This is a genomic window from Cupriavidus mimosae, assembly GCF_023952485.1.
Taxonomy (GTDB): domain Bacteria; phylum Pseudomonadota; class Gammaproteobacteria; order Burkholderiales; family Burkholderiaceae; genus Cupriavidus; species Cupriavidus taiwanensis_C.
In genome coordinates, this window is record NZ_JALHRY010000001.1 from 201,624 (window position 1) to 226,898 (window position 25,275).

The 25,275-nt window shown below is 59.8% G+C and carries 17 protein-coding genes and 1 pseudogene; 9 read left to right on the forward strand and 9 right to left on the reverse strand.

Annotation, left to right across the window (positions count from 1 at the left end):
- Positions 1 to 360 precede the first annotated feature (360 nt).
- The 3 genes from MKD50_RS00910 to MKD50_RS00920 all read left to right on the forward strand — a co-directional run bounded on the left by MKD50_RS00910 (position 361) and on the right by MKD50_RS00920 (position 8,628).
- Positions 361 to 6,798 (forward strand): NACHT domain-containing protein, encoded by a 6,438-nt coding sequence (locus MKD50_RS00910; protein ID WP_252666088.1) that lies wholly within the window; start codon positions 361 to 363, stop codon positions 6,796 to 6,798.
- A gap of 716 nt (positions 6,799 to 7,514) precedes the next feature.
- Entirely contained in the window at positions 7,515 to 7,835 is a 321-nt protein-coding gene (locus MKD50_RS00915) for an H-NS histone family protein (RefSeq protein ID WP_252666089.1), read from the forward strand.
- 136 nt (positions 7,836 to 7,971) lie between these two features.
- Positions 7,972 to 8,628, forward strand: coding sequence for an HNH endonuclease (locus MKD50_RS00920; RefSeq protein ID WP_252666090.1), 657 nt, complete (start codon positions 7,972 to 7,974; stop codon positions 8,626 to 8,628).
- A 157-nt stretch (positions 8,629 to 8,785) separates the two neighbouring features.
- On the opposite strand, the gene MKD50_RS00925 is transcribed toward MKD50_RS00920, so the two are convergent.
- Both MKD50_RS00925 and MKD50_RS00930 read right to left on the reverse strand, forming a co-directional pair.
- The gene (locus MKD50_RS00925) at positions 8,786 to 10,522 is read right to left on the reverse strand and encodes a hypothetical protein (RefSeq protein ID WP_252666091.1); all 1,737 of its coding nucleotides are present in this window, start codon (positions 10,520 to 10,522) and stop codon (positions 8,786 to 8,788) included.
- Positions 10,519 to 12,213, reverse strand: a complete 1,695-nt coding sequence (locus MKD50_RS00930) for a hypothetical protein (RefSeq protein ID WP_252666092.1) — start codon at positions 12,211 to 12,213, stop codon at positions 10,519 to 10,521. The genes MKD50_RS00925 and MKD50_RS00930 overlap by 4 nt, the downstream gene beginning before the upstream one ends.
- Positions 12,214 to 12,388: 175 nt before the next feature.
- Here MKD50_RS00930 and MKD50_RS00935 point away from each other — a divergent pair, with 175 nt between their 5' ends.
- From MKD50_RS00935 to MKD50_RS00955, 5 genes and pseudogenes are all read left to right on the forward strand, one after another.
- Complete coding sequence (locus MKD50_RS00935; protein WP_252666093.1) at positions 12,389 to 13,030, forward strand: DNA-binding transcriptional response regulator; 642 nt, start codon at positions 12,389 to 12,391, stop codon at positions 13,028 to 13,030.
- Complete coding sequence (locus MKD50_RS00940) at positions 13,027 to 14,052, forward strand: sensor histidine kinase (RefSeq protein WP_252666094.1); 1,026 nt, start codon at positions 13,027 to 13,029, stop codon at positions 14,050 to 14,052. The genes MKD50_RS00935 and MKD50_RS00940 overlap by 4 nt, the downstream gene beginning before the upstream one ends.
- Positions 14,053 to 14,213: 161 nt before the next feature.
- On the forward strand, positions 14,214 to 15,005 hold the full coding sequence (locus tag MKD50_RS00945; RefSeq protein WP_252666095.1) for a hypothetical protein: 792 nt from the start codon (positions 14,214 to 14,216) through the stop codon (positions 15,003 to 15,005).
- A 418-nt stretch (positions 15,006 to 15,423) separates the two neighbouring features.
- Positions 15,424 to 16,227, forward strand: coding sequence for a hypothetical protein (locus MKD50_RS00950; protein ID WP_252666096.1), 804 nt, complete (start codon positions 15,424 to 15,426; stop codon positions 16,225 to 16,227).
- A 1,374-nt stretch (positions 16,228 to 17,601) separates the two neighbouring features.
- Positions 17,602 to 17,814 (forward strand): annotated as a pseudogene (locus MKD50_RS00955) (LysR family transcriptional regulator); the annotation flags it as partial.
- Here the strand turns inward: MKD50_RS00955 and xth are convergent.
- The 7 genes from xth to MKD50_RS00990 all read right to left on the reverse strand — a co-directional run bounded on the left by xth (position 17,811) and on the right by MKD50_RS00990 (position 24,283).
- On the reverse strand, positions 17,811 to 18,623 hold the full coding sequence (gene xth / locus MKD50_RS00960; protein WP_240071203.1) for an exodeoxyribonuclease III: 813 nt from the start codon (positions 18,621 to 18,623) through the stop codon (positions 17,811 to 17,813). The pseudogene MKD50_RS00955 and the gene xth sit on opposite strands and share 4 nt — an antisense overlap.
- A gap of 72 nt (positions 18,624 to 18,695) precedes the next feature.
- Complete coding sequence (locus tag MKD50_RS00965) at positions 18,696 to 19,778, reverse strand: BON domain-containing protein (protein WP_252666097.1); 1,083 nt, start codon at positions 19,776 to 19,778, stop codon at positions 18,696 to 18,698.
- 292 nt (positions 19,779 to 20,070) lie between these two features.
- Entirely contained in the window at positions 20,071 to 20,673 is a 603-nt protein-coding gene (locus MKD50_RS00970) for an OB-fold protein (RefSeq protein WP_115702188.1), read from the reverse strand.
- 143 nt (positions 20,674 to 20,816) lie between these two features.
- Positions 20,817 to 22,199: a COG3014 family protein gene (locus tag MKD50_RS00975; protein WP_252666098.1), complete on the reverse strand. Its 1,383-nt coding sequence runs from the start codon at positions 22,197 to 22,199 to the stop codon at positions 20,817 to 20,819.
- 11 nt (positions 22,200 to 22,210) lie between these two features.
- Positions 22,211 to 23,032 (reverse strand): hypothetical protein, encoded by an 822-nt coding sequence (locus tag MKD50_RS00980; protein ID WP_252666099.1) that lies wholly within the window; start codon positions 23,030 to 23,032, stop codon positions 22,211 to 22,213.
- A 59-nt stretch (positions 23,033 to 23,091) separates the two neighbouring features.
- Positions 23,092 to 23,577, reverse strand: coding sequence for a hypothetical protein (locus MKD50_RS00985; protein ID WP_240071199.1), 486 nt, complete (start codon positions 23,575 to 23,577; stop codon positions 23,092 to 23,094).
- A complete protein-coding gene (locus tag MKD50_RS00990; RefSeq protein WP_252666100.1) occupies positions 23,561 to 24,283 on the reverse strand; it encodes a penicillin-binding protein activator LpoB in 723 nt (240 codons plus the stop codon). Before MKD50_RS00990 ends, MKD50_RS00985 begins: the two co-directional genes overlap by 17 nt.
- A gap of 313 nt (positions 24,284 to 24,596) precedes the next feature.
- Between MKD50_RS00990 and MKD50_RS00995 the strand changes: the two genes are divergently transcribed.
- Positions 24,597 to 25,271, forward strand: coding sequence for a response regulator (locus MKD50_RS00995; protein WP_252666101.1), 675 nt, complete (start codon positions 24,597 to 24,599; stop codon positions 25,269 to 25,271).
- The last annotated feature ends 4 nt before the right edge of the window (positions 25,272 to 25,275 follow it).

Consider the following 25,275-nt stretch of genomic DNA (forward strand, 5'->3'; position numbering starts at 1 on the left):
GACGCCCCTGGCTGCCAATCGGGTACTGCGCACAATGGGAAGCCTCCCACTGAGACACCTTCTCGAGCTTCTTTTCTTTCATCGCCGATTTTCGGGGAAGGTCTCCCGGTTCGGGAGCATCCGACTGAGATCACCGAAACTCCGTCACACGACCGATGGCCGTAGCCAACCAAAGCGGGCCTAAAGTGAGAGGTTAGGATGTCGGGGGTTTCCCATGGGGAAGCGCCCCAGCTGAGGAAGGGCTGCATCAGCTCACCAAGGGGGAGGGCGCCCTGGGGACTATCGCCTTCCTTGGCTCGCATACAATCGGTGCAATGAAGGGATTAAGCTCTGTTGCGGGAAAAGTGCAAAATAACAATAATGCAGAATATTGACACAGACATCGATACCGTCCGCGCATCTCGCGCAGGCCACACCTTCCACGAGAGATGGGCTGCCAGGCGGGCATTGCAGCTGGTATTTCCGAATGACGATCTATTTGCAATAGCCGTAGAGGGGATTTCATCTACCGAGACAGCCAGTCCTGGAGCGCGGGCCGAAGAAGTGGCTGACCTTGTCCTCTATTATGGACGCGGAGACAACTTTCAGACCTGCGAGCGGCTCGAGACTGTTCAGTTCAAATACAAGCTTCGCGAAGAGGCGGTCACAGCGGCCTTTCTGAAAAAGACGATCGAGAAGTTCTCCGACACGATTCTTGGCTACGAGAAGGAGTCTTCGACAGCCGTCGTCGACAAAAAGGCATCGTTCATCTTCGTCACGAACTCAGAATTCGCGGAAAGTCTTTGGGACGCGATAAAGTCCCTCATTGAGGGAACGACTCCTTCAGACCCCGGCGCAGCCACTCAGACTCGTAACTTAAAGAGGTGGTGCGCCAACCGCGGCCTGTCTGACGCAAGCCGTCTCTTCTCGAGGATAGTTTTTCGAGCCGGAGAGAAGAGCCTTGCAGGTCAAAGCAACGCGCTCAGGCGAACACTCACCGACTGGTCGGCCGGCGCCGATTCAGAGGCAAGGCTCCGGCTTCACGAGCTCCAGGACCTCGTCCTGAAGAAGGCCGGCCCGAGCGGTCAGGGCAAGAACCTGATCCATCGCGAAGATGTCTTAGATGCACTCGATTGCGAACCAGAGGACCTTTTCCCGGCCGACACGCGCTTCATCGACGTGGGCGCCGTCGTTGAGCGAGCTGAACTTTCGACGGTAGGTGATCTGGTCAAAGCGTCAGAACTGCCCGTATGCGTCCACGCCGAGGGCGGAGTGGGCAAAACCGTATTTGTCCAAAGCCTCGCTTCCAGGATGGCGAACGAATTTGAGGTCGTCGTTTTTGATTGCTTCGGCGGTGGCTCGTACCGCTCGGACAATCACTCCCGGCACCTCCCCAGAATCGGGCTGGTGCAGATTGTCAACGAACTGGCCTCACAGACACTATGTGATCCGATGCTACCAGGTGGCGATGACAGTCGCAAAATTATTAAGGCGGCGCGCAAACGACTTGCACAGGCAGCGACGGCGATCCGAACTCAATCAAAAAAGCTCGGCTTGCTTATCATCGTCGATGCTGCGGATAACGCACAGCTTGAGGCCGACTACCGCCACGAAGAGGCATTTCCGAAGCTTCTTCTTGCAGCCATCGACGAAGACCCGATCGACGGCGTGAAAATGCTGCTTACGGCGCGCACGCACCGAAAGGACAAGGTCATTGCCCGCACCACGGTAAAAGAGGTCGAGTTAGGACCATTCACCGACTCCGAGGCCCGCGGATTTCTGAAAGATCGCAAGCCAGGTGCATCTGGCATCGAGATAGCCACCGCTTTGGCGCGATCTGGCCGGAACGCTCGTATCCTCGATTACCTCGTTCAGACCTGGGACATGAATGTCCTTGGCAAAAATTTGACCACTCCTATTACGGTCACAGAAATCATTGCACAACGTTGCACCAAGATCGTCTCCGATCTGCATGTTGCCGGATGGGCAGATTCAGAGGTAACAGAATTCTTCGTCGCGCTTTCACTCCTTCCCCCGCCAATTCCGCTCAAGGAACTGGCGGATGCGCTTGGCTGGTCTGTGGCTCAGGTGAATACCGCTGCATCGGACTTGACTCCGATGCTCGAAACCACCTCGCACGGTGCGATCTTCCGCGACGAACCTACGGAGACATATGTTCGAGAGACTTTCTCCGAGCGGCCGGAGGCTCAAAGAGCTATTGCCGACCGCCTTATGTCTTCGCAGGGGACATCGGTATATGCCGCTGAAGCGCTGCCGCACTTTCTGGTCGTCATCAAAGATAGCGACCGAGCATTCGCACTCGCCGATTCAACCAACTTCCCAACAACGGTGCAGTCAGACTTCGGCCGCCGTCGGCTGACGCTCGCACGGCTTCGTGCAGCCTTTCGATTGGCGGTAGCTGAAGATGACTTCGACCGGGTGCTGGGACTCAGCATGCGGCTGGCCCAAGCCACAACGGCTAACATGCGAGGCGACGAGTTCATTCGCAGCTCGCCTGCTCTTGCGATTGTACTTGGTGATGCTGACGCCTATCGCCGCCTTTTCTCGGATCGCTCGGGATGGCGTGGAGCCAGAAGTGCACGGCTCACGGTCGCGCACCGCTTTGCAAATGACAACGAAGAAGCGCAAATTCAGTGCGAGAGCACAGTACGGTGGATCAACTGGCATATCGCGCAGTCGCGTGACGAGGCACATCGCGACCGCGCCGCTCCAGAAGTCGAGGACTACGCGGCGGTGCTATTTCAGCATGTTGCCGAAGGCGCGTTCGGCACTGTTGATCGCAACCTCGCTCGCTGGAATGATCGCTTCTCGCTGTCCGCGAGCGATGAACTCCTGCAGCTGCTAGAGCTGTTTGACAAGGTAAACGGCTCGATGGTACTCGCGGATTTTGTGTCCTTTGCCGCTAGCGACCAATGCACATCGCATGCGCTCAAGCTGCGGCTCCTCTCGCGCCCCCGCTATCTCAGTAGGCGGCAGGTGAAGGCGCTCGCGAAGACGGCTGGAAAACCCGCGCCTGCCAACGATGATGATGAGGAAAATGAGGGCTTCTCAATGGAGTCCGAGCAAAGGGACCGCGTCGACATTGAACAGGCAGCTTTGACAACGCTCTTCTACAGCTCGCGAGCCGCCGCCGCGGCAATCATCCGTCACGCGCCACCTGCCCGGCCGTCGGCCTACGCCTACGGCGAGCGTTACGGTAACTCAAGAGCTTGGGCCCCGATTCTCCGCGCCTGTGTTCGCGCTTGGTCCGCTGGAAGACCCGTTGCTTATCATGACCTGCTCCCAAATGAAGTGAAAGTTACCAGACAGGCAAAGGCTATCTCGACCAAGAGGGAGCTGGTGGCGTTTCTGAAGGAGCTGTACGAACCCGCACCCGCCAGCCCTGGCAAGAAGAACGTCAAGAACCAAGTCAGGGCGAGGTTCAACGACCGGGAACGTGAGGAAATCAGCGAAGGAATTGAGCGTGCGCTCGACCTGACGCGGCCGATCGGGGAAGCCGTTCTTTCCGGCAATGGGCTCACGGGTGCCAGCGTCAGCGCCTTCCTAGATGGATGGGGCAGGCACGTGCGCAACGGCGTGCACTGGAAGGCTGAAAGTGCGGCCGATCTACTTGTCCGTACCATTGGGTTCGGTTGTGTCGGCATCCTGCTAAATCATGCCCCCGGGATTTCGGCCGACCAAGCCAAGACATTGATCAGTCGGATGTCCGCCGGACGGTTCTTGGTCCAGCAGAGGATCGACGTTTTGGGTCAGCTTGCTCAGCGGCCGCCCCTGCATGAGCTTGCAGGTGAATTCGCGCAGCATGTTGCAGAACAGATCCGCCAGGATGACAACATTGAACAACGCGGCGATGCCTACGTAGATCTTGCGGCTTCACTTGTGCCCATGAGCGTCGACGAGGCCCGTGAATACTACCAACAAGGTCTGGCTCAGTTAGACCAGATGGGCGGAGAGAGTTATGAGCAAATCTACTCGCTGCTTCGTTTCGCGAGCGTCCAGCAAGGCGGCTTCCTAAAGCCCGCACTCGCCCAGCGGCTAATGAACCTTTGCCAGGCCATTATGCGGGACGAGCCAAGCAAATTCGGATGGACGTTGTTCGGGCGTGCCGCAGCCAAGTCCATAGGGCTTCCGGCGATAGCCAAGCTCGTGCGTTGGCACGACCAAGACGTGGCGGACCTGTCTTACGGATTGCCGCAGCTTGCATGTTTTCTGGCCAAGAACGGAAATCTCAATCCACGCCGCGCTGCCTTTGTCTTGACAATCTGTGAGGAGCATGGCTGGTGGGACTGGTGCTCCGGAGATGGGGTTGCCGACTTGCTGAGAATGTCCGGGCCCGCAGATCAGAGGCGGATCTTTCTTGCGGTCGTCGCAAAACTGCGCGCCGAGCACCCGTTTGGTGCTTGGCCTTCGCTTTGGGAGAGCTTCCTGGAAACGGGCAATCAGTATCCAAACGCGATCACCATTGATGAGCGAGAGGCGATCGAAAGGCTCAAGGTGGAGGCGGAGCGCAAGCGGGATGAGTCTAATAGTTACAATAATTCGTCGCCGGACTTCCTGACCGTTAAAACCCCAAAGTCAAGTAAGGAGGAGGTTGATAGCCTCATAGCGACGTTGGTATCGGGCTGCGATCCGTCTTCTGCGAATTCAATTGATAAGGCTATAAGGAACATCCAGGCGGACGACAAACTCGACTACGCTGCCCTGCAGCGCTTTATCGTTGGTTTGCATGCCTCGTGCCCGTACCCTAAACGTTTGGCATTCTTGTTCGCGGTCTGCGATGCTGTCGAGCTGAATCTTACTCAGTCGTTGGACATAATAGCCGAGCGTTTCGCCGCCTGGGCCGGCTCATCCACGCACCTCGTTTCAAATGCAAAAGCGCTGGTTGAACGACTGTTCGAGTGCAAGGGCGCCGAGCTGTTCGAAGGTCAGTTCACCGACATCGCGCGCAGCATTCGCCAGCTGTCAGACTTCTGCAGTGACAAGCGCTTTGTGTTACAGCTCGTCCTGCGCAAGGTTGCCGCGGATGAGGTCGAGCTCGACGGTGATGAGTGGCTGCAGTTGGCCACCGCCCTATGTGATGTAGCATCGGGCCAGTCCGGTCTCGAGAGCTTGGAGTTATTGCTGTCCGGGCCGGCGTCCCGTATCGCCGACGAGATGGGAGAAGGAGCATTCCGCCCGGAGCAAGCAATTGATCAGACTGAGGTGGGGTTCATCGCCGACGTCATTTGGCACCTCCTCGGTGAGGACGATGGCTATATCCGCTGGAGCGTTGCGAGGGGGCTGAACACGCTCGTCGAGTTGGGGCTCAGCGACGACATTGGTCTATTACTCGAGCGCTTTGACCAAAGAGAAGTCGCGGCTCTGGCATCGAAAGACCGGAAACTCTCGTTCCAAAACTCTCAGCAGTGGTTGCTGATGGGGCTGGCTCGGGCCGCTTTGCACGATGGAAAAATCATGGGGGTCATCCGGCCCAAGCTGCTGGCTCTTGCTCAACGAAGTGACCTGCACGTTATACACAAAATCCACGTCGCCAGATGTCTGAGGCACGTCAGTAGCGGCAGAGAGAGCCATGGGGAGTTGGAGGCGTTGCTCAAGGAGATCAACCAGCCACCACGCGGCATTGTCATCAGCGACACCTACCCGCCTGCTGCAAAACCGACATCGGGATTTCGCTTCGACTATGAGTTCACAAAAAGTGAGATCAGCACCCTGGCTCATCTCTTCAATGTCCCACAGGCAATGGTCGAGGATACGATTGCAGCTGAGATTACGCGCCGATGGCCGGAGGCCACCTCGCTAGATTTTTTTGACGGCCGAAAGCGTTACGAGTGGGATCGGGGCGATCGGTATGAGTTCTACCGCGAGCACATTCAAAGACACGCATTGCTTAATGCTGCCACCAGCCTTTCAAAGACGCTCCCGGTGGTCGTTCGTAGCTATGAAGCTAATGGGGGCTCACCGTGGCTGGAGTGGCGTGATCGCTTCGACATCACATTCGATGACGGCTCATGGCTGTCGGACCGGAAGGATCCTGTTCCTCAGCAGGCGAAAGAAAATTTGCTAGGAGAAAGGGATGGCCCGCATGAAACGCTGCAGGATCAACAAACTGTGTTGCAGAAATTGGGCTTCGTGGACACAGCCGTCGACGCACTGCTTCCACTATATGGGCGCTGGTCTTCGCCTGACGGCGTGACTGTCAGCATCACGTCGGCGCTGACAGAGCGAAAGGGCGCCATAGGTCGATGCATTGCATTGGCCAAGCAACCTAGCCATGATTTTTGGTTGCCGGAGTTTTGGGATCAGGGATATTACGACCACACCTACCGTCAGGAGAGCCCTTTCGGCCCGTTGATCTGGGCACCCGAGACGCATAGTCTCGGTATAGACGTGGGCGATGAAATCGCGGCGGAGGGACCGGGCGGGAGACCGCGTCTTGGAATCGACCTCACGAAGAGTCTGGAGTTGACCAATGAGCCAAACAGCGGTGATTGGCGTACGGCTGATGGAAGTCTCGCTCTGAGAAGCCAGGTCTGGGGCAGCTGGAAACCAGATCCCGATAACAGGCGAAATCGTCGTCATGAGGATGGTGAGATTTTGTGGGCTTCGCCCGATTGGCTTTCTGCGACATTGTCCGCGCTTAACCGACGACTTGTTTTCACGATGAAGCTTTGGAAATACCGATCGTCGCGTGACTACGACCCTTCGAGCGGCGTCAAATCCGTTCTTGTTGGACTAAGAGACGATGACGGAATTCTGAGGCTTTGGCACGCAAAGAAGGCTTCGAAGCAAGACTATTGAAGCACTTGGGGTTGGTCATCCTTCCTAGTTGTCAAAGCCCATTTTAAAGTGATCCGCTTTACCAAGAATCGCCGAAGTAACTCTGACCCACCGGCTACCATCGGCCGGCCGCCTTGGCAGCGGCCCGGCTGTTCGTCTGTCCTGCCCGTTGCTTGTCCTTAAGCCGGTAGCTCACAGTGCGTCCAAGCGCCTAGGCACAGTGCGATAAAACCCGCGTACGCAAATGGGACGCCCGTCATCGGCCACGGAGATAGAGAACATTGCCGTGTCGCCATCTGCGCGCTTATCTACTGCCCCGGGTGTTTGCCCCAGGCCCGATGCCGCCACACCTTGTTGTAGCCTAGCTTGCGGCTGCGAAGCCGATGAGTTGGTTCCCAGGGAGGGCGGCATCTCCCTCAGCAATATTAAACGACGGAAAGGTCTTGTCGTTCGGTTCCGCGGCAGGGATGCTCTGAGGAAAGAACAGTTCGACGGCCCTCCAGTAATTCAGGGGTGGACGTCTGTTGGAGCGACTCGGGCATTTCGACAATGCTTAGGCAACTTCGAGAGATTCAAAATTCTGCAATATACTGTTCGACGTCGTCTATTTTCACGAGGAGGGGTATTGACTCCGCGCGAACGAGACAGATGGCAGCGAGCAGTCTGCTTGCCAATTTCGATGCAGTTGGCGTATAACCTCCTACGAACTGTCCCAGAGAGACGCCCCAAGGAGAAACATGGCAACTTACAAGCAACTGATGGCGCAGAAGGAAGCTCTCGAGACCCAGCTTGCAGAGGTACGCGCGAACGAAATCGCGGGCGTCATCGAACAAATCCGTAATTTGATGGCCGAGTACAACCTTTCACTTGAGGACATCCAAGGGAAACGGCGCCGCGGGCGGCCCGCAGGTAGTACGTCTGGCAAGGCCGCGGTAGCGAAGGAGCCGCTGCCGGCAAAGTATCGCGACCCAAAGTCGGGAAAGACCTGGTCCGGTCGCGGCAGGGCTCCCGCTTGGCTCGGTAAGAATCCCAACCGATTCCTCATTGCTGAAGAATGAGAACCGCATAGACCTCTGCACAACGGTCTACTGTCGCCTGAGTCGACACGGGATGCCACTGTTCTGCGGCAGCAAATGCGGTGGTGGCTTTTGGGTCTGAGCCACGGGAGTTCAGAAAGGATATTGCCTGACTTCGATGACAAAGGTTGCGCACTTCAGAAATGATGAAGGCGGGTACATGAATTGGCTGGACAGCAACCCAGATGGACTTGTGCTCAACATCCGCCATCCCGCACATCAGTACACCCCGAAGTTGCATCGTGCTACGTGCGGAACAATAAAGAGTGGGAAAAACGCGCCATATACGTCCGGTCAATACACCAAACTGTGCTCGCATCGATACGACCTCATTTCCCAACAGCTTCTTGCGGAGACCAATGGTGTTTCAGTGGCCATCTCGCCGTGCGGAACCTGCAAGCCGGACGTTGAGGCACGTTTTTTTGATGAAGCAGCTGGATTCTATGCCGAGCTGGACGCTCAGGTCGGTCGCGCGCTGCGGGACGACGTTTCACGTCGGCGTGCTCGTCTTACGAGAGCACAGCCGAAGCCGGCGGAGAAGTTCGTTCTAACGCGAGTGTTTGACCGCAACCCTGACGTAATTGCTGAAGTACTCTACCGAGCTGCCGGTACGTGCGAATCCTGCAATTCCAGCGCTCCTTTCAGCCGGAGGTCTACAGGTGAACCTTACCTGGAGGTTCACCATGTTGTGCCTTTGGCGAAGGGAGGGGACGATACAGTCGAGAACGCGATAGCGGTCTGCCCGAACTGCCATCGCGAGCAACATTACGGCTGACCGTGCCGACGCACACCGGGTCGCCCTTTGCCATTACGCGTGACGTGAACTCTGATTTGCTGGACTTGCGTGAAAGGATGCCAGGCGAGGGGAGCTTGTCGGATACGCATGAAGGAAGCGTACGAGATGCCTTCTATGCGTTTCCGCTGATATCCGCCTAACTTTCCGATTCTTCTTCTGTAGATGGTGCGAGTTCCACGCCTGCAAACGCCATTGCTTGCTGAACAATCATCTCTCGAGGAATCTGGGCTTGCCAATGCATGGCCGCGAGAATCGGAATGTAGGGTGCCGGCGCCTGATACCAGGAAGACTGTTCAATGTGCTCCACGCCCTCCAACCCGACGGACATCTGCCGCAGGAACTCATGAGGTTCATCGGGAATATCCAGTATTGTTTCGCCAATACCATGCTCGTGCATAGACCTGGCATCAGATACGGTACCGTCGTAACCGTGTTCCGAGCTCCAGAAGTTGGGCGTTGTCGATTTCATTTTGGGTAGAACGTCCGCTCTCAGGAATTCGTAACTATCGTCCATACCGAGAACTGCGGTCCAAGTAAGCAAGACCGGAAGGAGCGTTGAAGCCGGCTGGAACTCGGCGCTCACTTCTTCGTACCCGTGCCGGACGAGAATTGCGTCATCAAATGTTGCTGACATCGGAAGGTACTTGCGGAGAGCAGTCGCATAGTACATCCGTTGGCTGATTCTCCTGACCCAACTCCGAGCCTCGTTCTCGTTCCCCGTCGCTACGAGGAGTAACAGCGCTGTATGTATGTTTGCTGCGTGGTAATCGAATGCCGGAAGAGCACTGCACTTATGCGTCTGCAGGAGAGCTCGTATTCTTGCGGAGTACTCGAAAGCGTAGACGCTGAAGTCAGACCTGCCAGCGACTGCTCCGTGAAATGCCCAGAAGCAACCTTGTTGGCCAAGCCGACCTAATTCGTCGAACACGGTCCTGGAGACCAATAAACTGTCGGGAAGGACGTGGGCAAAGGCGTCCTGAACGTGATAGTAGGCGTCGAGGCGTTGATGGTAAGCCTTCGCGATTGACGCGAGCTGAAAGAGCAGGCCGCCGAATTCTCTGGACGCGTCTGAGTCGGCAACCTTCAGGCGTTCGTGTAGTCTCGCCCATGTTGCAAGAACGGCGTAGCGCGACAAGATGTATGGGCCGAGAAGGTTGTTCTCGTTCGTAGCCCAGACATGAAGAACATTCAAGGCAGTGCGGATACCCCGCAAGCCGGTCAGCAGACGCTTAGTTCTGGCCCCGTGACTAGATGCAGGGGCAAGCGCGCTATCTAGCATGCTGTCGACGAGGGCCTCGCCAACCTGGACGCACAAATCTGGTGTGTTCGCGTTCGCAAGCATTCGACGGAGCAAGGCTCTGTTCGAAGTCGGGAGGATGTATTCATCGAGCAGCCATTTCTCTGTCCAGGCTGCCAGCTTTGAGCCATTTACTTGTTCTGTTTGAACCTTGGTCTCGCGTGACCACTTCGTTAAGAATAACGCTATGGTCTCGTTGAGATTGGCCCTGAAGTCTCCGTTGGTGACAATCAGAACTCTCTTTTTGAGCGCCTTGTGCTCAGGGGCGACATGGCTGGCCAAATACACGTCTCGAATGTCGTCCATGGATTGGCGGACTGACTGTGGCCCGGAGTTCCAGTCTGTTCTGCCAATGTCTCCACATTTCACCAGCCAAATGAAGAGCTTCCTCACGCCGTCGGCATCCTTTCCAACAGAAACGATGTCCACGCCATATTGGCGAGGCCCTTTCTGAGGGCGATACACCACCTCATGGCCCATCGAAGACATAAGCAAAGGAAGGAAGGCGTCCAGTTCTCCTTCTTCGCGCATCAGGCCGAGAAAGTCCTCAAGCAGTAACCGAAGGCTGTCTGTCATCGCGCGTTCTCAAGAAGTTTCATGCGGGCAAGCTCGCCACCCATCGGGTCAGAAAGCTCGCTCGATGGAAGTTCTACGTAATGACTCGATTGCGCCATCGTTGCCATTTGCGGTGCTCCAAATCGTGAGTGCGTCGCGAACCTGCGGCCTTGGGCAAGGTTTGCTGTGTGGAATATTTCGGCAAACACCGACTTTTCCGCGGCCACTCGCATCACTTCGCGCTGAAAGCGGCGCTTCAAGGCGCGAATCGTTTGAACTTCGGCGTCGGTTGCGCGAACTTCCTGTAAAGACGGAAGTTTGGTGAGGACCCTACGCCAACGCAGCACGTGCGCATATACTTCGCGATAGACGCGTGAGGCAGCATGTGACCGCTGGTTAGGCCGTGTTCTCTGTTTCAGAAAATCTTCAGTGGCTCCTGGATACTCTGCGAAGCTGAGGTTGAGCATCTGACCAGCAAGGTCAAAGCGGGTGTCGCCGAGTTGATGCATGTCGGCAATCGCGGCGATGAATTGGCATAGTGTGGGCCCATGATGGGTTGTCGCCAGTATTCGTCGCACCGCAGTGAGAGTGTCCCTTTCCCCGTGAGCCAGGAAGGCTGCACCGTCTAGTGTGGCGGAAGCTTGGTCCGTAGTGCAGAGCGAAATGAGACTTCGGATTGAGGGCAAATACGTTCCGGAGCGAAGCAGCCACTCAGACAAGAGAGTGGCAAATGCGGTCGGATGGCTTGCGACGCCTGTGAAGGTTTCACCGAACAACTCAACCACGTTCGCACGCTGGGCGTAGAGTTCAACCAGACTGGCAACAACCAGTGGGCGAAGAGCGTCGTGGTGGAGTAAGCTCGATATCGGTTGGTCAACCATTGCTCGGCTGTTCGCATGGGTAATGCCGATTTCTAGCAAACGCCTGACAACATTTTCTAGTGGTACAGAATTTGCGCCATAAGTCGGGGTATCGACTCCATATAGTGTCCTCGCTGTCTTTGCGGCGGCGACTTCGTCATCAGCGTTAATAGCTTCGATTAGGAGGTCTGCAGCCCGCGCCGATACCTTCGCGAAAGACGCTATGGACGCCCAGAATGCATCCGGAGATTCAGTGGTGTACTTTCTCAGCAGGTCTGCAATTTGTACCTCATGAGGAAGCAATTCTGTGCAAACCTCGGGCGAGTTCATTGGGAGGTAGCAAATCAGGCTGCCGAGCAGCTGCATGTCGCGGAGGTTGTCGGCTATAAGGCCCACCCCATAGCGCGCAGCGGCCTGCGGTGCGCCGCTCGCGAAAGCGAGAGCCCAAGTTTGGCGAGCGGCCTCGGTTAGTGTTCCCCTGGCTCTAAGGTTGTCGCCAAGAAAGACGCCTAGCTCGTTGCGGCCTCGGATTTGAAGTCCCAATTGTTGGCCTGGCCCAAATCTATGCGAAGCATCGATTGATTCGGCGTACTGGAGCAGAGTAAGCGCATCTTCCTGGCTAAAACTGGGCAGAACACCGATTGCCGGAAGGAAGCGATGGCAAACGTCCAGAGTCTGGTGCTTCGAAAAGGTCGTTAGCAAAGAAATTAGATTCACGGAAGCAGGGTGTTTCGCCGCCAGGTCCCGCCAAAGCTGGTCTTTCTCTGACCTCAATCGCGGATGAATCGCTGCGAGATAGTCTTCCCAACGCCCTTCTCGTAGAGCCGAGACCGCTTCATCAATCGATTGCATCACCCCTCCCCATGGTCGTCTTTCAGCCAACTTGCGCGATACATTGCGGCGCCTGGCGTGCGAAGTCGACACTCATGCCTCTTGCAAACGTCGCAGTTATCTTTTCGCTTTCGGACCGTCTTCGCAGCCAGCCTCGAGATGTAATAAAATGTTACTACAACACGGAGGGGTCTACATGTTTGGGAAGCTGTTTGGAAGCAGGGCAGAGCCACTGGCCACGTTCGACGGAGCGTTGACGCGGGAAGAACTGATTCAAAAAGGAAGAATCGCCTTCATCGACGATGAGGAGCCACTGCTCATTGAACATATCAAAAGCAGCCAATTCGTGGTCGAGCACGATAGAACGGGGGACGACCTGAGAAACTACGACGCTCAGCTTTACGATGTTGCAATCGTCGACTATTACGGCGTCGGTCAACGTCTGGGCGCAGGCCAAGGGCTTGACCTTATTAAGCACATCCGTCGGGTTTCGCCACGTACTCGCATCATTGCCTATACATCCAGAAGCCTTAACGCGTCTGAGTCGGAGTTCTTCCGCCTCAGCCATGCCGTGCTTCCGAAGGACATGGGGCTCGGCGACTCGATGCTACTCATCGAGGAAGAACTGCGTAAAGCGCTTGGCAAAGAGCATCTATTTGAAGCTCTAATAACGAAGCTCGCCGTCAGCCGGGGCGAAGAACGAGAAAAAATGCGGACGGCTCTCAGCAAGGCGCTGGCTGGAAAAGATAAGACGAAATTCAAAGAGTACCTCTCCAAAGCGGTTGGTATGACGGCAGAGAAGACGGTCGAGGCAATCATCGGAAAAATATTCGTATGACCAGGCCGCTGTCTTTCTTGCCCCTTACCGACATTGCCAAACTTACAGTCATCGATGGCACCGAAGTTCCTGCCCCTGCGGTGTGCCATGAAAAAGTGAAGTCCAACGAGCAGTGTCGTCGACACTACGAGGCGCTCATTCCCGGTCGCTTCATGGAGTGTCCGTTCGGATTCACAACCAAGGGCTTCGATATCAATGGTAAGAAGTGGGCCGTTTCAGGGGTCATAGCACATCCACGCTTTGGGTCTGAGCGCGAACGGGAGGTCGCCAAGAAATTCGCGGTCAATAGAGTAACAAGGAACTCAGTCGATTCAGTAGTCAAACTGGTTGACGAGTTGATTACGCTTAAAGCTGACGCGTTGGTTGAAGCGTCGAAGGTGTTACCGCAGGCGTTTCATGAACTCAGAAAGTTGAACGGCACCATCATCCAGCACGCTGAGCGCGCCATCTCTGATACCGGCGAGACGAGAGGCCTCCTGAGTATCAAGGGCGCCGCAGAACTGATGAGGAATAACTTTGACATCTTGGAGGCTCTCTCCAATATCGAAGGGATGCGCTCCCTTCCACTTGACTCCACCGTGAACCTGTACGACCTCGCGTTCAAGATGAAGCGAATCTACCAGGAACGTGCTGCAGCTCGGTCAATGTCCATTCACGTCAGCGGCGTGAGAGCAATAGTTAAGGGTAGTCAAAAGTCATTCCCCTTGATACCTGCAGTTCTGCTTGAGAACGCTATCAAATACGGGGAGAAGGGACAACGGATAGACATCACTGTGCAGGCGACAGAACAGCGCGCCATCATGGTGGTGGAGAATGAATCTCGTCATCGCATTGACCCCGTACGCTGCTTCGAGCGTGGGGTGAGATTTGCCAATGCGGTTGAGGGCGGAGGGTTCGGATTGTTCCTCGCCCGCGAAGTTGTGGCATCGCATTTTGGAAGCATTCGATGTGAGGCGAGTGGCCAAGTTATACAGATGATAGTTAATTTACCTTTGTCGACCGTGGGGCGCGATTTCTCTTGATGTTGAGTCAGATAGATGTGAAAAAGCGCTTATCACGGTGAACCTGAATAAGGACTGGAGCGATTGGTCGCCCTGGCGCTTACGACCGAATGGAGACATAGTCGTTATTCTTGGACTGATGGGTGAAGATTTAGGAGGTGACGCCATTAAAGTACAAATATATGAAGGGACGCTTTATTGCGCTCATGACCGACATCCCACTGGAAGCTACTAACGCTATGCCTTGCGTAAACTGTGGCGCATCTTCAACCATGCGCGCGCACCTTCTTCCTAAAGCAATCTGTCAAGAAGTGATGGTAGACAAGAAGATTGCGACTGGAGTGACTGAGAATGACAAGAAGTTCTTTCCGTCGCAGTCAGGTACCTTCGATACTGACATCCTTTGCATAAAATGTGACGGAACGCTAGGAATGGTGGAGGGTGAGGCAATCGAGACGTTCAGGGAAATCCGGAAGAAGGCCACGGCCTACGCTGACGGTGCTTTGGTAGATGTAGAGCGTAGTGCAGAAACTATGCTCAGGTTCTGCGCGTCCATTCTCTATAAGTACAGTATTACAAAGAAAGAATACGGACGAATTTCACTCGGTCGCTACCAAGAGCCGATGCGCCGCGCCGCATTTGGAGAGAGCGACGTTCCTGACTTTCTAAATGCTGCTCTACTTCGTCTCCGGCTCAATAGGACTGATGAATCGGTGTTCGCATACCGAGCGCCTAAAGCGGACCGCGAGCAGGGAACAGGCGCAAACATGTATCGAATTTTCGCTGGGGGCGTACTTCTGTTTGTCCGCGTTGACCAGCGGGCAGTAGGCGATTCAGCGTTAAAGAAGCTTTGGCTGTACGGCAGAGAGAAGGCCGTTTTCTCTCCTTTCGACGCACGAAAATTTGAGGAGTTCAAGATTCCTCAGCGCCAGATTCATGAAGATGAAGGGCTAGCAAAGTTTCTTCCCGATTAGAGGGTCAGCCAGGGCAGAGGCGATATCGGGCACACGGCGATGACCCACGGGTCCGTACGCTTCTGAATCCCGGGACTTTTCAGAGTGAATGACCGACTCGAGGCCCTCGACGAGCTGATGGCTGCGGCCTGGCCCGGGAGTCACAGAGGTATGCGTTGGCGACGAAAATGAGTTCACGGTCTGCGGCTCGGATAGACACTGACAAAAAGCCGATGCCGGCACACATTGTTGTAACAAGCTTGCGGCCGCGTAGTCGAAGCGCCGGTTCCCCGGGAAGGGTGGAATCTTCCAGCGTGATATCGAACGACGGGAAGATTTTGTCGTTAGGCTCCGCCGCAGGGATGCCTGAGGAGAGAACAGTCCGCCTAACTGGCGCATCTGGGAGGGAACGAAGTTGTCTTGCAGTCCCTGTGACTCAATGAACTTGAACGTTACATCTGACGCCGAGGCCATCGCCACGGCAATCGACACTTTTAACCCAGTCTATCACCGAGACTACTTCTCTGTCCGCGCTGCAGCGAGCGACTATCTCTCGAACAACCCGTCCATCGCCTCAGTAAACCTTCTGGCTTGCAGTCTAATCGAAGCGTTGGAGGGTTGGGGCGCGGGCAAGCGGTCGGCACCGACATGCCGCCGGGAGCCTGCGGTGTGCCAATTGTTGAGCGATGTATCTCTTCGCGGCAAACTAAAGAGGCTAGCCGCCTCGCTAGATGGGATGTCCTTGGACGATGGGGAGCGGTCCATTAAGACTGGTGGTGTCTTCCAAAATGTCGAGGATTTTGACATATGCCTCATTGATACGCTTAATGAGCTAGCCGACGGTCTTCTAGTGGGTAACACCAACGTAACGTATCCCATGAAAGCGCTGTTACTAATTACTGGACTGATGCCGGCGTTCGACAGCCAGGTCCGGGCGGGTTTGCACGTCGCAGGTTTTTCTGGATTTGCATGGCGGGGGAGAGTTCGTACTCAGTATCTAATGCCGGCTCACAACCGTGCCGATGCTAAGCGAGTTTGTGCCTTGCCGTTCTACATCGCAGATTGTTTGTCGAGGTCACGGCAGTTATTGGAAGACGCGATTGCAATTAGCAAATTCCCCGCACTCAAAGACCAAGTTGGTCGGCTCTTTGACATCCTGTTTTTCATGCAAGGAAGTGTTGTTTCTAGCAAGCCCCTCGTTTCTTTTTCCGCAAGGCACAAAAAACTTTGGTATGCCATCTAGAGCCTCTCTTACCATTGCCGGCAGTATGGGCACAGGTACGTCGCATCGCGCGCTTGGGTGCCAACGCCTGTCAAAACTCCGCTTACTCGTCTTCTGTAAAGACCTTCATCAGGCACAGATAGTGTGCGTTGTTTCGATGGTCGAAACAAACCTCGTCGGAATCCCTTTCTGGGAAGCTATGACGAGAAAGGCTCGGCAGGCGGTCGACTGGTGGATGGGAACACTCGGCGCTTGAGGTCGCTGCGGCAACTCTTCGGTTCCAGTCAAGCCTACAGTCAGCGCGCGAGCACCAAGTCAAAGTCAGACGCTGCGAAGCGCGTGTACAGTCCTTTCCATCAGAAAAAGGCGGTTCGATGAGTTGGACGGCGTAATCGGACACAGCGCTTCGCTCGAGCCTACCTATATAGGCCGTGGCGACCGTCATTCCCGCGTCAATGTCGGGCTCCGCGAACGGCTTCGACGGTGATTCTGAGCATGATAGGCCTATCCCTTTACTTGTCAGATGTGAGTAGGTGATGCTCTACCCAATCCAGCTCATCGGGGGTCAGCCACATCTCGTAAGGTACGACAGCTCGCACTCGTTCGAGCCTCGCCGAAGACTCGGGAGGGGCGCCTGGCTCGCTGGATGTGATGATGGCTTGGAGATGACAGAGCAGTGCCTCGCAGGTTTGCCACCGCTCATAGCGCTCCTCTGCCGTTTCTCCGCTGCCATATGTTCCGTCAGGACGTTTGCGCACGCATAGCTTAGGTTGTGTTCCGGGGAGCACCGCTGGTATATATCGATGTGGAAAGTCTTTGGGGACTTGCTTCTGATTTTCCATGTCACGCTCCAAAGCTGTGCGAGCAAGCCCCCGTCGGCGCTCTGAGGGACCGGTGAAGGGCCGAGCCGATGCAAGGGCTGCTGAAAGCCGGGTTGGAGTTCGCTGCGAGGTGTCGTTCTGCTTTTGTCGCAGCCAGTGGTGCGTCGGGAGGCACACTGCAATATTAGTCGGTGGAGAAGCCGGGAAAAAGGCGAGTCCGGAGCGTCAGTCTCTTGGGTAATGGGTGTTATTCCCGCGTTCTCTAGAAATCTTCCGAAGTATGTTTGCTACTGGACATTTTTAGGCGAAATAGTTATTTCGTGTTATACGGTCTATAACGTCATGGGGCCATAGGGTTCGGATGGATTTTCGGTGGCGAGGCGTATTCCCTGTCATGATTTTTGTGGAAAAAGACTCTTGGTTCCTCAAGTGTTAAAAATCCAAAGAATTGCCTTATTATTGCGAGAAATCCAGCGTTATACTTTACGTCAGAGAAGCGCTGGTCACCCGCTTCCCAATAGAACCACAACGAAATGGTTTATCTTTGTCCAGGGAAATGGTTTAGCTGACAGCGCTGCACGGCGGCGGCCTGTCGATCTCGGGCAGCGTGACCGTGGGCGACCGCTTGCGCCGCGGCGAGCTGCATGCCGCGACCATCCGCGAACGCGGCATGCGCAGCCGGGCGATCGAACTGCAGACGCTGGCGGGGCGCACGCTGCCGGAGGGCGTGCGCGCCTTCCTGGGCTTTATCCGCGACAAGCTAATGGCCGAGGCCACGGGGGGCTAGCCCGCGCGCTTGCGCCGCGCCGCCGGGCCCAGCACCACCCACGCCGGCGCATGGTCGCTGGGGTGGTCTTCGCCGCGCACCCAGCGGTCGACGCCGGCGTCGCGCAGCCGCGGCGCCAGCTCGGCGCTCAGCAGCAGGTGGTCGATGCGCAGGCCGGAGTTGGTCTGCCAGTGCCGGCGGAAGTAATCCCAGAAGGTGTAGATGGGCGCGTCGGGATGGTGCTGGCGCAGCGCATCGGTCCAGCCCTGCGCCAGCAGGCGCGCGTAGGCGTCGCGGCTTTCCGGCTGCAGCAGGGCATCCTTGCGCCAGGAGCGCGGGTTGTAGATGTCCTGGTCGGTCGGCACCACGTTGTAGTCACCGGCCAGCACCACCGGGTGGCCGCTGTCGAACAGCGTCTGCGCATGCGCGATCAGGCGTTCGAACCAGGCGAGCTTGTAGTCGAACTTCGGCCCCGGCTGCGGGTTGCCGTTCGGCAGGTAAAGGCAGCCGATCAGCATGCCTGCGACCGCCGCCTCCAGGTAGCGGCTGTGGCTGTCGTCGGGGTCGCCGGGCAGGCCGCGGCGCACTTCGACCGGCTCCGCGCCGCGCGCCAGGATGGCGACGCCGTTCCAGGACTTCTGGCCATGCCAGATCGCGCCGTAGCCGGCATCGCGGATCTCGCGCTCGGGAAAACTCTCGTCGGCGGTCTTCAGTTCCTGCAGGCAAACGATGTCCGGGCCTTCCCGCGTGAGCCAGTGGCACAGCGCAGCCACGCGGCTGCGGATGCCGTTGATGTTGAAGGTGGCGATCTTCAGCGTGGACGCGGGCATGCGGTGCGGGCAGTGCGGGCGGTGAAGGGAGCGACAAAAAAAGCCGGCGGAATCTTCCGCCGGCTATCGGCCTTATGCACGCCAGGTGCTGCCCGTGGTGGCGCTGGTGGCGCTGCCGCCGGTGGTGGCGGTCGCGCTGCCGGTGCTGCCCGGGCTGGCGGAGCTGCTGGCGCTGCCCGCGCTGAGGGCGCCGCTCGGCGCATCGCCGACGCGGTCGCTGTCGCGGCGCACGCGGATATCGTTGTTGACTTCCTTGACGCCGTAGGTGCCGTCGGCCATGTCTTCGATGTAGTACTTCTGGCCGCGGTCACGCACGCTGCCGGTCAGCGACACCACGCCGTCGTTGACATCCACGCTGACGTCGCTGACGTCCACGCCGCGTGCGTAACTTAACCGCTCGCAGATCTGGTCGCGGATGCGCTCGTCGCTGCGCTGGTAGCCGCGCGGGCCGGAGCGCCGTTCGCGTTCGTCGGGCGTGCCGAACCAGTCACCCACCACTTCGCCGATGCGGCGGCCCAGGTTGTAAAGCATGCCGTGCTCGCGGTCATCGTCGCGATCGTCGTCGCGGTCTTCATCGGTCTCCCAGCCGCGCCGCTGCGCGTACTGGCGATAGCCCGGACTGTGGCTCTGCACCGTATAGCGGTGTTCTTCCTCCTCGTCGTCGTCCGGATCGGTCCAGTAGCGGCGGTCGCTGCGCAGGTCGCTGAAATAGCGCTCGCGGCCCTCGTCGCGAGACGAGCCGCGGCCCTCGTAGCGCTCGCGGGCCTGATAACGCTCGCGCGGCTCGCGGGCACGTTCGGCGCTCTGGCGCCATTGCTGTTCCGCGTATTCGTCGTCGCGCTCCCAGGCCTGCGGGTCGCGCCATTCGCCGGCACGTTCCCAGCCGTAGCCGCCGTTCAGGCCGTAGCGCAGGTCGCTGCCGTAGCGCCCCTCGCGGGGATAGTCGGGATAGCGGCTGGCGCCGTACTGCTCATTGAATTCCCGGGCCGGGCGGGCGGGCCCGCCGTAGCTGGTCTGGCCCGAGGCCATTTGCTGGCGTCTGCGCTGCGCTTGCCAGCGGTCGCGTTCCGATTCCGGCTGCCAGTCATCGTCGTCCCATGCCTGGCGGCGCTCGCGCTGGTCGCGCGCTTCACGCTCATCGTAGTAGTAGCCCATGCTGATTTCCTGACAAGGTAACGCCATGTGCAGAAACCGGCGCAAAATCACGCCGGCACCGCGGGCGGATATCAGCAAGGGGCAAGATTCGTACCGTGCGGCCGAATGGCCTCGGAGCCCCGGCAGACGGGAACCGGGCGGACGGACGTCCGTGCAACGCTTTCAGAGCGTGTAAGGGATGCAGACTTGGCGGCAGCGAGTGGCGTGGTCCGCACGCAGCAGGCCCAGGGGAGGCATGGAGCGCGGCGGCCGGTTCATGGCCGCCGCCGGCGCGCGTTCCGCGCGGGACTGCTTATTTCTTGCTGGTCTTGGTCGATCTCGACCTGGTGCTGGTGGCGGCCTTCGACGGGGCCGCCGTGCCGGTGGCGGCCGTGGTTGCCGGCGCCGCTTCGATCTTCGACTTGGCGAAGGCGAAATAGCATTCCTTGTTGCTGCTGTTGTACGACTCGGCATCGCTGGTGGCCAGCACGCCGGTCACATTGATCTTGTCCCCGGTCTGCAGGTTGCTGATCTTCTTCTGGTTGACCAGCATCGCATCGCGCATCAGCGCCTTGCCGGTGCACTGCGGATTGACCGAATCCTTGAAGTAGACCGCGATGGTGTCGTTGGTGATGCTCAGGCCGTCGACCTTGGTGATGCGCGAGACCGTGCCCGACACCAGGATCGCCTGCGCGTCCCACTTCTTCTTCGCCGTGATTTCGTTCTTCTTCCAGTCGGCCCAGATGTCGCCCAGCGAAGCCGGCTTGGGGTCGGCCAGCATGCGGAAGTCTCCGCTGAGCACGTCGCCAGTGCCGTCGAGCACGCCGTTGATGGAGGACATTGCGCCATCCATCGATTCACAACCGGCCAGCAACCCGGCCAGGACCAGCCCTGCCATCAGTTTTCCCGTCTGCATTTTGCTTCTTCTCCAGGTCCGCCAGCTCTATCGGCCGACGCCGGGGCATTGTATGCGTACATCTTGCAAAATCCAACAGAACTGCCAAAAGCACCGCAACGGTCGAGAAATGAGGCCGGTATCCCCCGAACGGGTCTGGAAGGCTACGGCCCGAACGGCAGCACCAGCAGCTCGTTGCGCAGCACGGCGTTGGCGCGTTCGCGCCCGGACTCGACCGGTTCGGCGGGCCACGGCGCAGGGTTGGCCACGCCGCCGTGCTCGCCATCGAAGGCGGAATGCTCGCGGCCCCAGGCCAGCGAGCAGTCGCCCTGGCGGCCCTGCAGCAGCGCCGCGCGCGGCTTGCCGCCGGCGGCTAAGCTGAACTGCACCGCCGGCTGGGCCAGCGGGGCGGCCAGCGCCTCGATATAGATGGTCTTGGGCAAGGACGCCCAGTAACGGGTATCGGCCTCGGCATTGGCCGCGCCGGACAGCGCCCCGGCGGCGAGGCTGAGCAGCGAGCCGGCCGCACCGGCGGTGCCCAGGCCCTGTGCCAGGCTGGCGTTGCCGCTGCTGACTCCTGACACTGCCGCCTGAGCCAGGCCCGACGACAACGCCCCGGCGGCGTCCGCCAGCGTGGCGGTGCTTTCCTTGAACACCGCCTTGCCGTCCAGGATGCCCTGGATTGGCCGTCCGCCACGAGTCAGCGCGACCCGGTCCATGCTGGCGGCGGTCCCCGCGGCCAGCGGCTTCACCAGCGCGCCGTAGCCGATCCGTGGCGCGCCCGGGGCCGCGCCTTGCGGCAGGAAGCCGAGCAGGCTCCTGGTCTCGCCGAGCGTGACCTTCTCCGGCCCGAGGCCGGCTTCGAACAGGCTCAGGTGCCGCGGCAGCGCGCCACGGGTTTGCGCGTAGAACGGCTCGGCCGCGCCAGCGGCACGGGCTGCCAGCTCGGCCGCGCGCGCGGGGTCGCCGGCGCATTGCGAGGCCCATGCCGCCAGCCATGCCATCAGCGCAAAGCTTCCGTGGCCATCGTCAGTGCGCTCGTATTGGCCGAAGGCGTTCTGGATATCGGCCTGCAGGAAGGCGGCGCGGGCGTTCTGGTAGTCGCCGGCGTGCGCGTAGAGCAGGCCGCGGTAGTAGAACGTCATGGCGCGTTCGTACGGCTCGCCCTTCCAGTCCTTGACGCTCTCGGCGGACCACAGCGAGCGCGCCTGCCGGGCATGGGGGTCATCGGCATAGACGCGCAGGATGCGAGCCGCGGCCATGTCGAAGGCGCGCTCGGCCAGGCGCGGCCGGCCGGCCTCGATCGCGGCCAGGCCGAGCAGGTCGAGGTTGAGCACCGCATTCCATTCGCCCTCCATGTACAGCGTATGCAGGATGCGCTGGAGCTCGGCGGGCTTGTCGGCGACAAAGCGGTCCGCCTCGGCCGCGAGGCGCTTCTCGTCGCTGCCGAACCAGGCCGCCACGCCGGGCAGCGGCGCGGCCAGCGCCAGCGCCAGCAGCGCCGCGCAGGTGCGCCGCCATACCCCGGCTGGATGGGGAATCCGCATGGGGCGCCCCCTTACTGCTGCCGCGCCAGCGGCGCGGCGGTTTCGCGCAGGTCGGCCAGTTCCGCTTCGTCTGGCAGCTGGTAGCGCACATGCATGGTGAAGCCGACGGCCTGGCCGGGCTCCAGCACCAGCCGCTGGAAGGTGAATTTCTGCACCTGGTCCAGGCGGTCATGCCGCATCGGCACCGCTTCGTCGGAGCGCGAATAGTTGTCCATGGCCAGCGTCACCAGCGACAGGAACGGCAGCCCGCTCAGCACGCCCTTGACCATGGTCTGGTCGGTGTACTTGTTGGCGCTGCCCAGCCTTACCAGCTCCAGCTCGGCGGGCAGCAGGTCATAGACCGTCAGGTCGCCGCGAAAGACCTTGTCGCCGCGGTTGAAGGCGAGGAAGTGGATGGTGCGGTTGAACTCGTCCGGGTCCTTGCTGTGCAGGTCCAGCAGGATCTCGCGGCGGATGAAGTCGCCGCGGTGCAGCTCGCCCTTGATGAACTCGATGCGCGGCGCGTCCTTGCGGTTGACCGTGAGCTGCTGGCGCCTGACCTCGGCCTGCGTCACCATGCCGTCTTCATACAGGGTGTAGACCAGCGGGGTCGAGGCCACCACGACCTTGTTGTTGCCGGGCGAAACGGCGACGGTATCGCCGACATTCAGGCCCGCCAGGTCAGCCTTGCCGGCCACGTCGGCGCGCACTGCGGGCGCGCTGTCGCCGCCGGTGCGGATGGATTTCAGCGCCATCGGCGGCGCCGCGCAGCCGGTGACAAGGAGGGCGGCAAGGAGGGCGGCCAGCGGCGTGGCGAGCGAAGCAAAGCGTGGCATGAAGTGGGCAACGGTCATGGCTGGGGCATGGGAAAGGCGGTAGAGGAGGTCTGTACGGCAGACACGGCCGTCAAACGTCAAGGCCGCGCGGGCCCGGGCAGCGCCGGATAGAGCTGTCCCGGACGGTAGGGCTGCTGCGCGCGCTGGGCGTCAAGGATTTCCAGCGCGGCCGGCACGGAACCGGCCATGACGGCATGCTCGGCGTAGTCGGCCTGCGTGCGGGGCGGCAGCACCAGCGCGCGCCAGGCGCTCGGCGGCTCGGCCGCGGCACCCGGTTGCGCCGCGCGAAAGCGCGTGCGTACCAGCAGCGCGACGTCGAATTCGGTGCAGTTGTGCAGGCCGGCGTGGACCGCGCCCAGCCCGCTGGGGTTGGACGCGGTGCCGGCTTCAGGTATCGCCACCATGGCGGCGAGTTCCGGCGACAGGAACGAGACCGGCAGGGCCGGGCGCGCGCGCTGCTGCTGCCACGGCGTGCAGCCGGTATGGGCGGGCGGCGTGGCGGCGCAGCCCGCCAGCAGCGATGCCGCGGCGAGCGCGCCGCAGCGGCTAGCGATAGACCACATCGTCTGCCGCGGCGCGCTGGAACGCATAGATGTTGCTCCAGACCAGTTCGCCGGTTTCCACCTCGACCAGCTCGAAGGAGATCTGCATGTAGCGCTGCACCATGCCAGTGGCGGCGCTGCGGCTGTCGAGCGAACCGATCCGGCCCGACAGGCTGTAGTCGGCGCCCAGGCGCGCGCGGGTTAGCCCCAGCGTGCCGGCGTCGGTGGCGCCGCTGCGCTTGGCCTGGCGTTCGCGCTCGACCAGCGCGGTCTGCGTGCTGACAAACTGGATGCGCGCCTGCGCGGCGCGGTTCAGGCTGACGCGCAGCCGGTCCACGATCAGCTGCCGGTCCAGCGGCTGCGCACTGTCATTGATGAAGTTGGCGCCGTCCAGGGCAATGCGCGGGCGCTTGCCGTCGCGGCCGGGCGCGAAGCGCGGCTGCGCCAGGATGTCGCGCATCATCTGGTCGGCCATGGCGACGATGTCGTGGCCCTCCAGGCCGACGCCGGACACCGCGCCCTTGCGGCCGGGGTCCAGTTCCATTGCGGACACGCCGGCGGCGTTCGGTGCCGTGGCAAGGCATCCCGCCAGCAGCGCTACCAGCGCGCATGCCGCCATCCCCCCAGCCAGCCGCAGCGCGGCCGTTGGCGGGATGGTGCGCGCGGCTCCGCCCCCTGCTTCCCCGATTTCCCGTGCGGCCGGTGTGCCGGCTGTCTTGTCTGTCACGGTCATGCTCCCCGTATTCCCGTCATGGCTTTGTTGCCCGCGCCGGCGGCACGCGACGCGGACCGGCGGGGCTGTTTTGCCGCGATCATAGGAGCAGGCCCGGCGCCCCGCCTCCCCTGAATATGGGATGGGCAAGGCCGCGCGGCCGTGCGATGGGTACGGGCGGCGGCGTTTACCCTGAACGGGCCCGCCGGGCCGTCCGCGCGCGGACGGGATATGTCAGAATCCGCCGTCGTGCCGGCGCAACCTGCCAAACCAGCGCAGCGCGCGGCAACACAGGGGTCGCACCGCGGCGTGGCTCGGGAATACAGGCATGGCAAGCACAACAAGAGTCCTCATCGTCGAAGACGATCCCCTGGCGCTGCGCCGGCTGGTGCAGGCCGTCGACCTGCATGCGGCAGATGCCGCGGTGTCGGGCTGCGCCTCGACCGTGGCAGAGGCGCTGGCGTGGCTGGCGCAGCACCAGCCCGACGTGCTGCTGTGCGACCTCGGTCTGCCCGACGGCAGCGGCATCGACGTGATCCGCAACGCGCGCGAGCGCTATCCTGCCTGCGAATGCATGGTCGTGACGGTGTTCGGCGACGACCAGCATGTGCTGGCCAGCATCGAGGCCGGCGCCATCGGCTACCTGCTCAAGGATGAAACCACCGACCGCATCGCCGCCTCGATCGGCGAACTGCGCGCGGGCGGCTCGCCGATGAGCCCGCTGATCGCGCGCCAGGTGGTGAACCGGCTGCGCGGCGCGCCGCCCGAGGCGGCCGCGCGCGATGCGGGTGCTGGCGCGGGGGTAACGCTGTCGGTGCGCGAGAACGAGATCCTGGACCTGATCTCGCGCGGCTATACCTACGCCGAAACCGCCCGCTACCTGGGGCTGAGCGTGCATACCGTGCAATCGCACATCAAGAACATCTACGGCAAGCTGGCGGTGCGCTCGCGTGGCGAGGCCGTGTTCGAGGCGGCCAAGCTCGGCCTGCTCAAGTCCCTGTAAGCGC

What these genes read in the sequence shown, in the direction of transcription:
- MKD50_RS00910 (WP_252666088.1), top strand. Translation starts at nt 361, where the DNA reads ATGCAGAATATTGACACAGACATCGATACCGTCCGCGCATCTCGCGCA.
- MKD50_RS00915 (WP_252666089.1), top strand. Translation starts at nt 7,515, where the DNA reads ATGGCAACTTACAAGCAACTGATGGCGCAGAAGGAAGCTCTCGAGACC.
- MKD50_RS00920 (WP_252666090.1), top strand. Translation starts at nt 7,972, where the DNA reads ATGACAAAGGTTGCGCACTTCAGAAATGATGAAGGCGGGTACATGAAT.
- MKD50_RS00925 (WP_252666091.1), bottom strand. Translation starts at nt 10,522, where the DNA reads ATGACAGACAGCCTTCGGTTACTGCTTGAGGACTTTCTCGGCCTGATG.
- MKD50_RS00930 (WP_252666092.1), bottom strand. Translation starts at nt 12,213, where the DNA reads ATGCAATCGATTGATGAAGCGGTCTCGGCTCTACGAGAAGGGCGTTGG.
- MKD50_RS00935 (WP_252666093.1), top strand. Translation starts at nt 12,389, where the DNA reads ATGTTTGGGAAGCTGTTTGGAAGCAGGGCAGAGCCACTGGCCACGTTC.
- MKD50_RS00940 (WP_252666094.1), top strand. Translation starts at nt 13,027, where the DNA reads ATGACCAGGCCGCTGTCTTTCTTGCCCCTTACCGACATTGCCAAACTT.
- MKD50_RS00945 (WP_252666095.1), top strand. Translation starts at nt 14,214, where the DNA reads ATGAAGGGACGCTTTATTGCGCTCATGACCGACATCCCACTGGAAGCT.
- MKD50_RS00950 (WP_252666096.1), top strand. Translation starts at nt 15,424, where the DNA reads ATGAACTTGAACGTTACATCTGACGCCGAGGCCATCGCCACGGCAATC.
- xth (WP_240071203.1), bottom strand. Translation starts at nt 18,623, where the DNA reads ATGCCCGCGTCCACGCTGAAGATCGCCACCTTCAACATCAACGGCATC.
- MKD50_RS00965 (WP_252666097.1), bottom strand. Translation starts at nt 19,778, where the DNA reads ATGGGCTACTACTACGATGAGCGTGAAGCGCGCGACCAGCGCGAGCGC.
- MKD50_RS00970 (WP_115702188.1), bottom strand. Translation starts at nt 20,673, where the DNA reads ATGCAGACGGGAAAACTGATGGCAGGGCTGGTCCTGGCCGGGTTGCTG.
- MKD50_RS00975 (WP_252666098.1), bottom strand. Translation starts at nt 22,199, where the DNA reads ATGCGGATTCCCCATCCAGCCGGGGTATGGCGGCGCACCTGCGCGGCG.
- MKD50_RS00980 (WP_252666099.1), bottom strand. Translation starts at nt 23,032, where the DNA reads ATGACCGTTGCCCACTTCATGCCACGCTTTGCTTCGCTCGCCACGCCG.
- MKD50_RS00985 (WP_240071199.1), bottom strand. Translation starts at nt 23,577, where the DNA reads ATGTGGTCTATCGCTAGCCGCTGCGGCGCGCTCGCCGCGGCATCGCTG.
- MKD50_RS00995 (WP_252666101.1), top strand. Translation starts at nt 24,597, where the DNA reads ATGGCAAGCACAACAAGAGTCCTCATCGTCGAAGACGATCCCCTGGCG.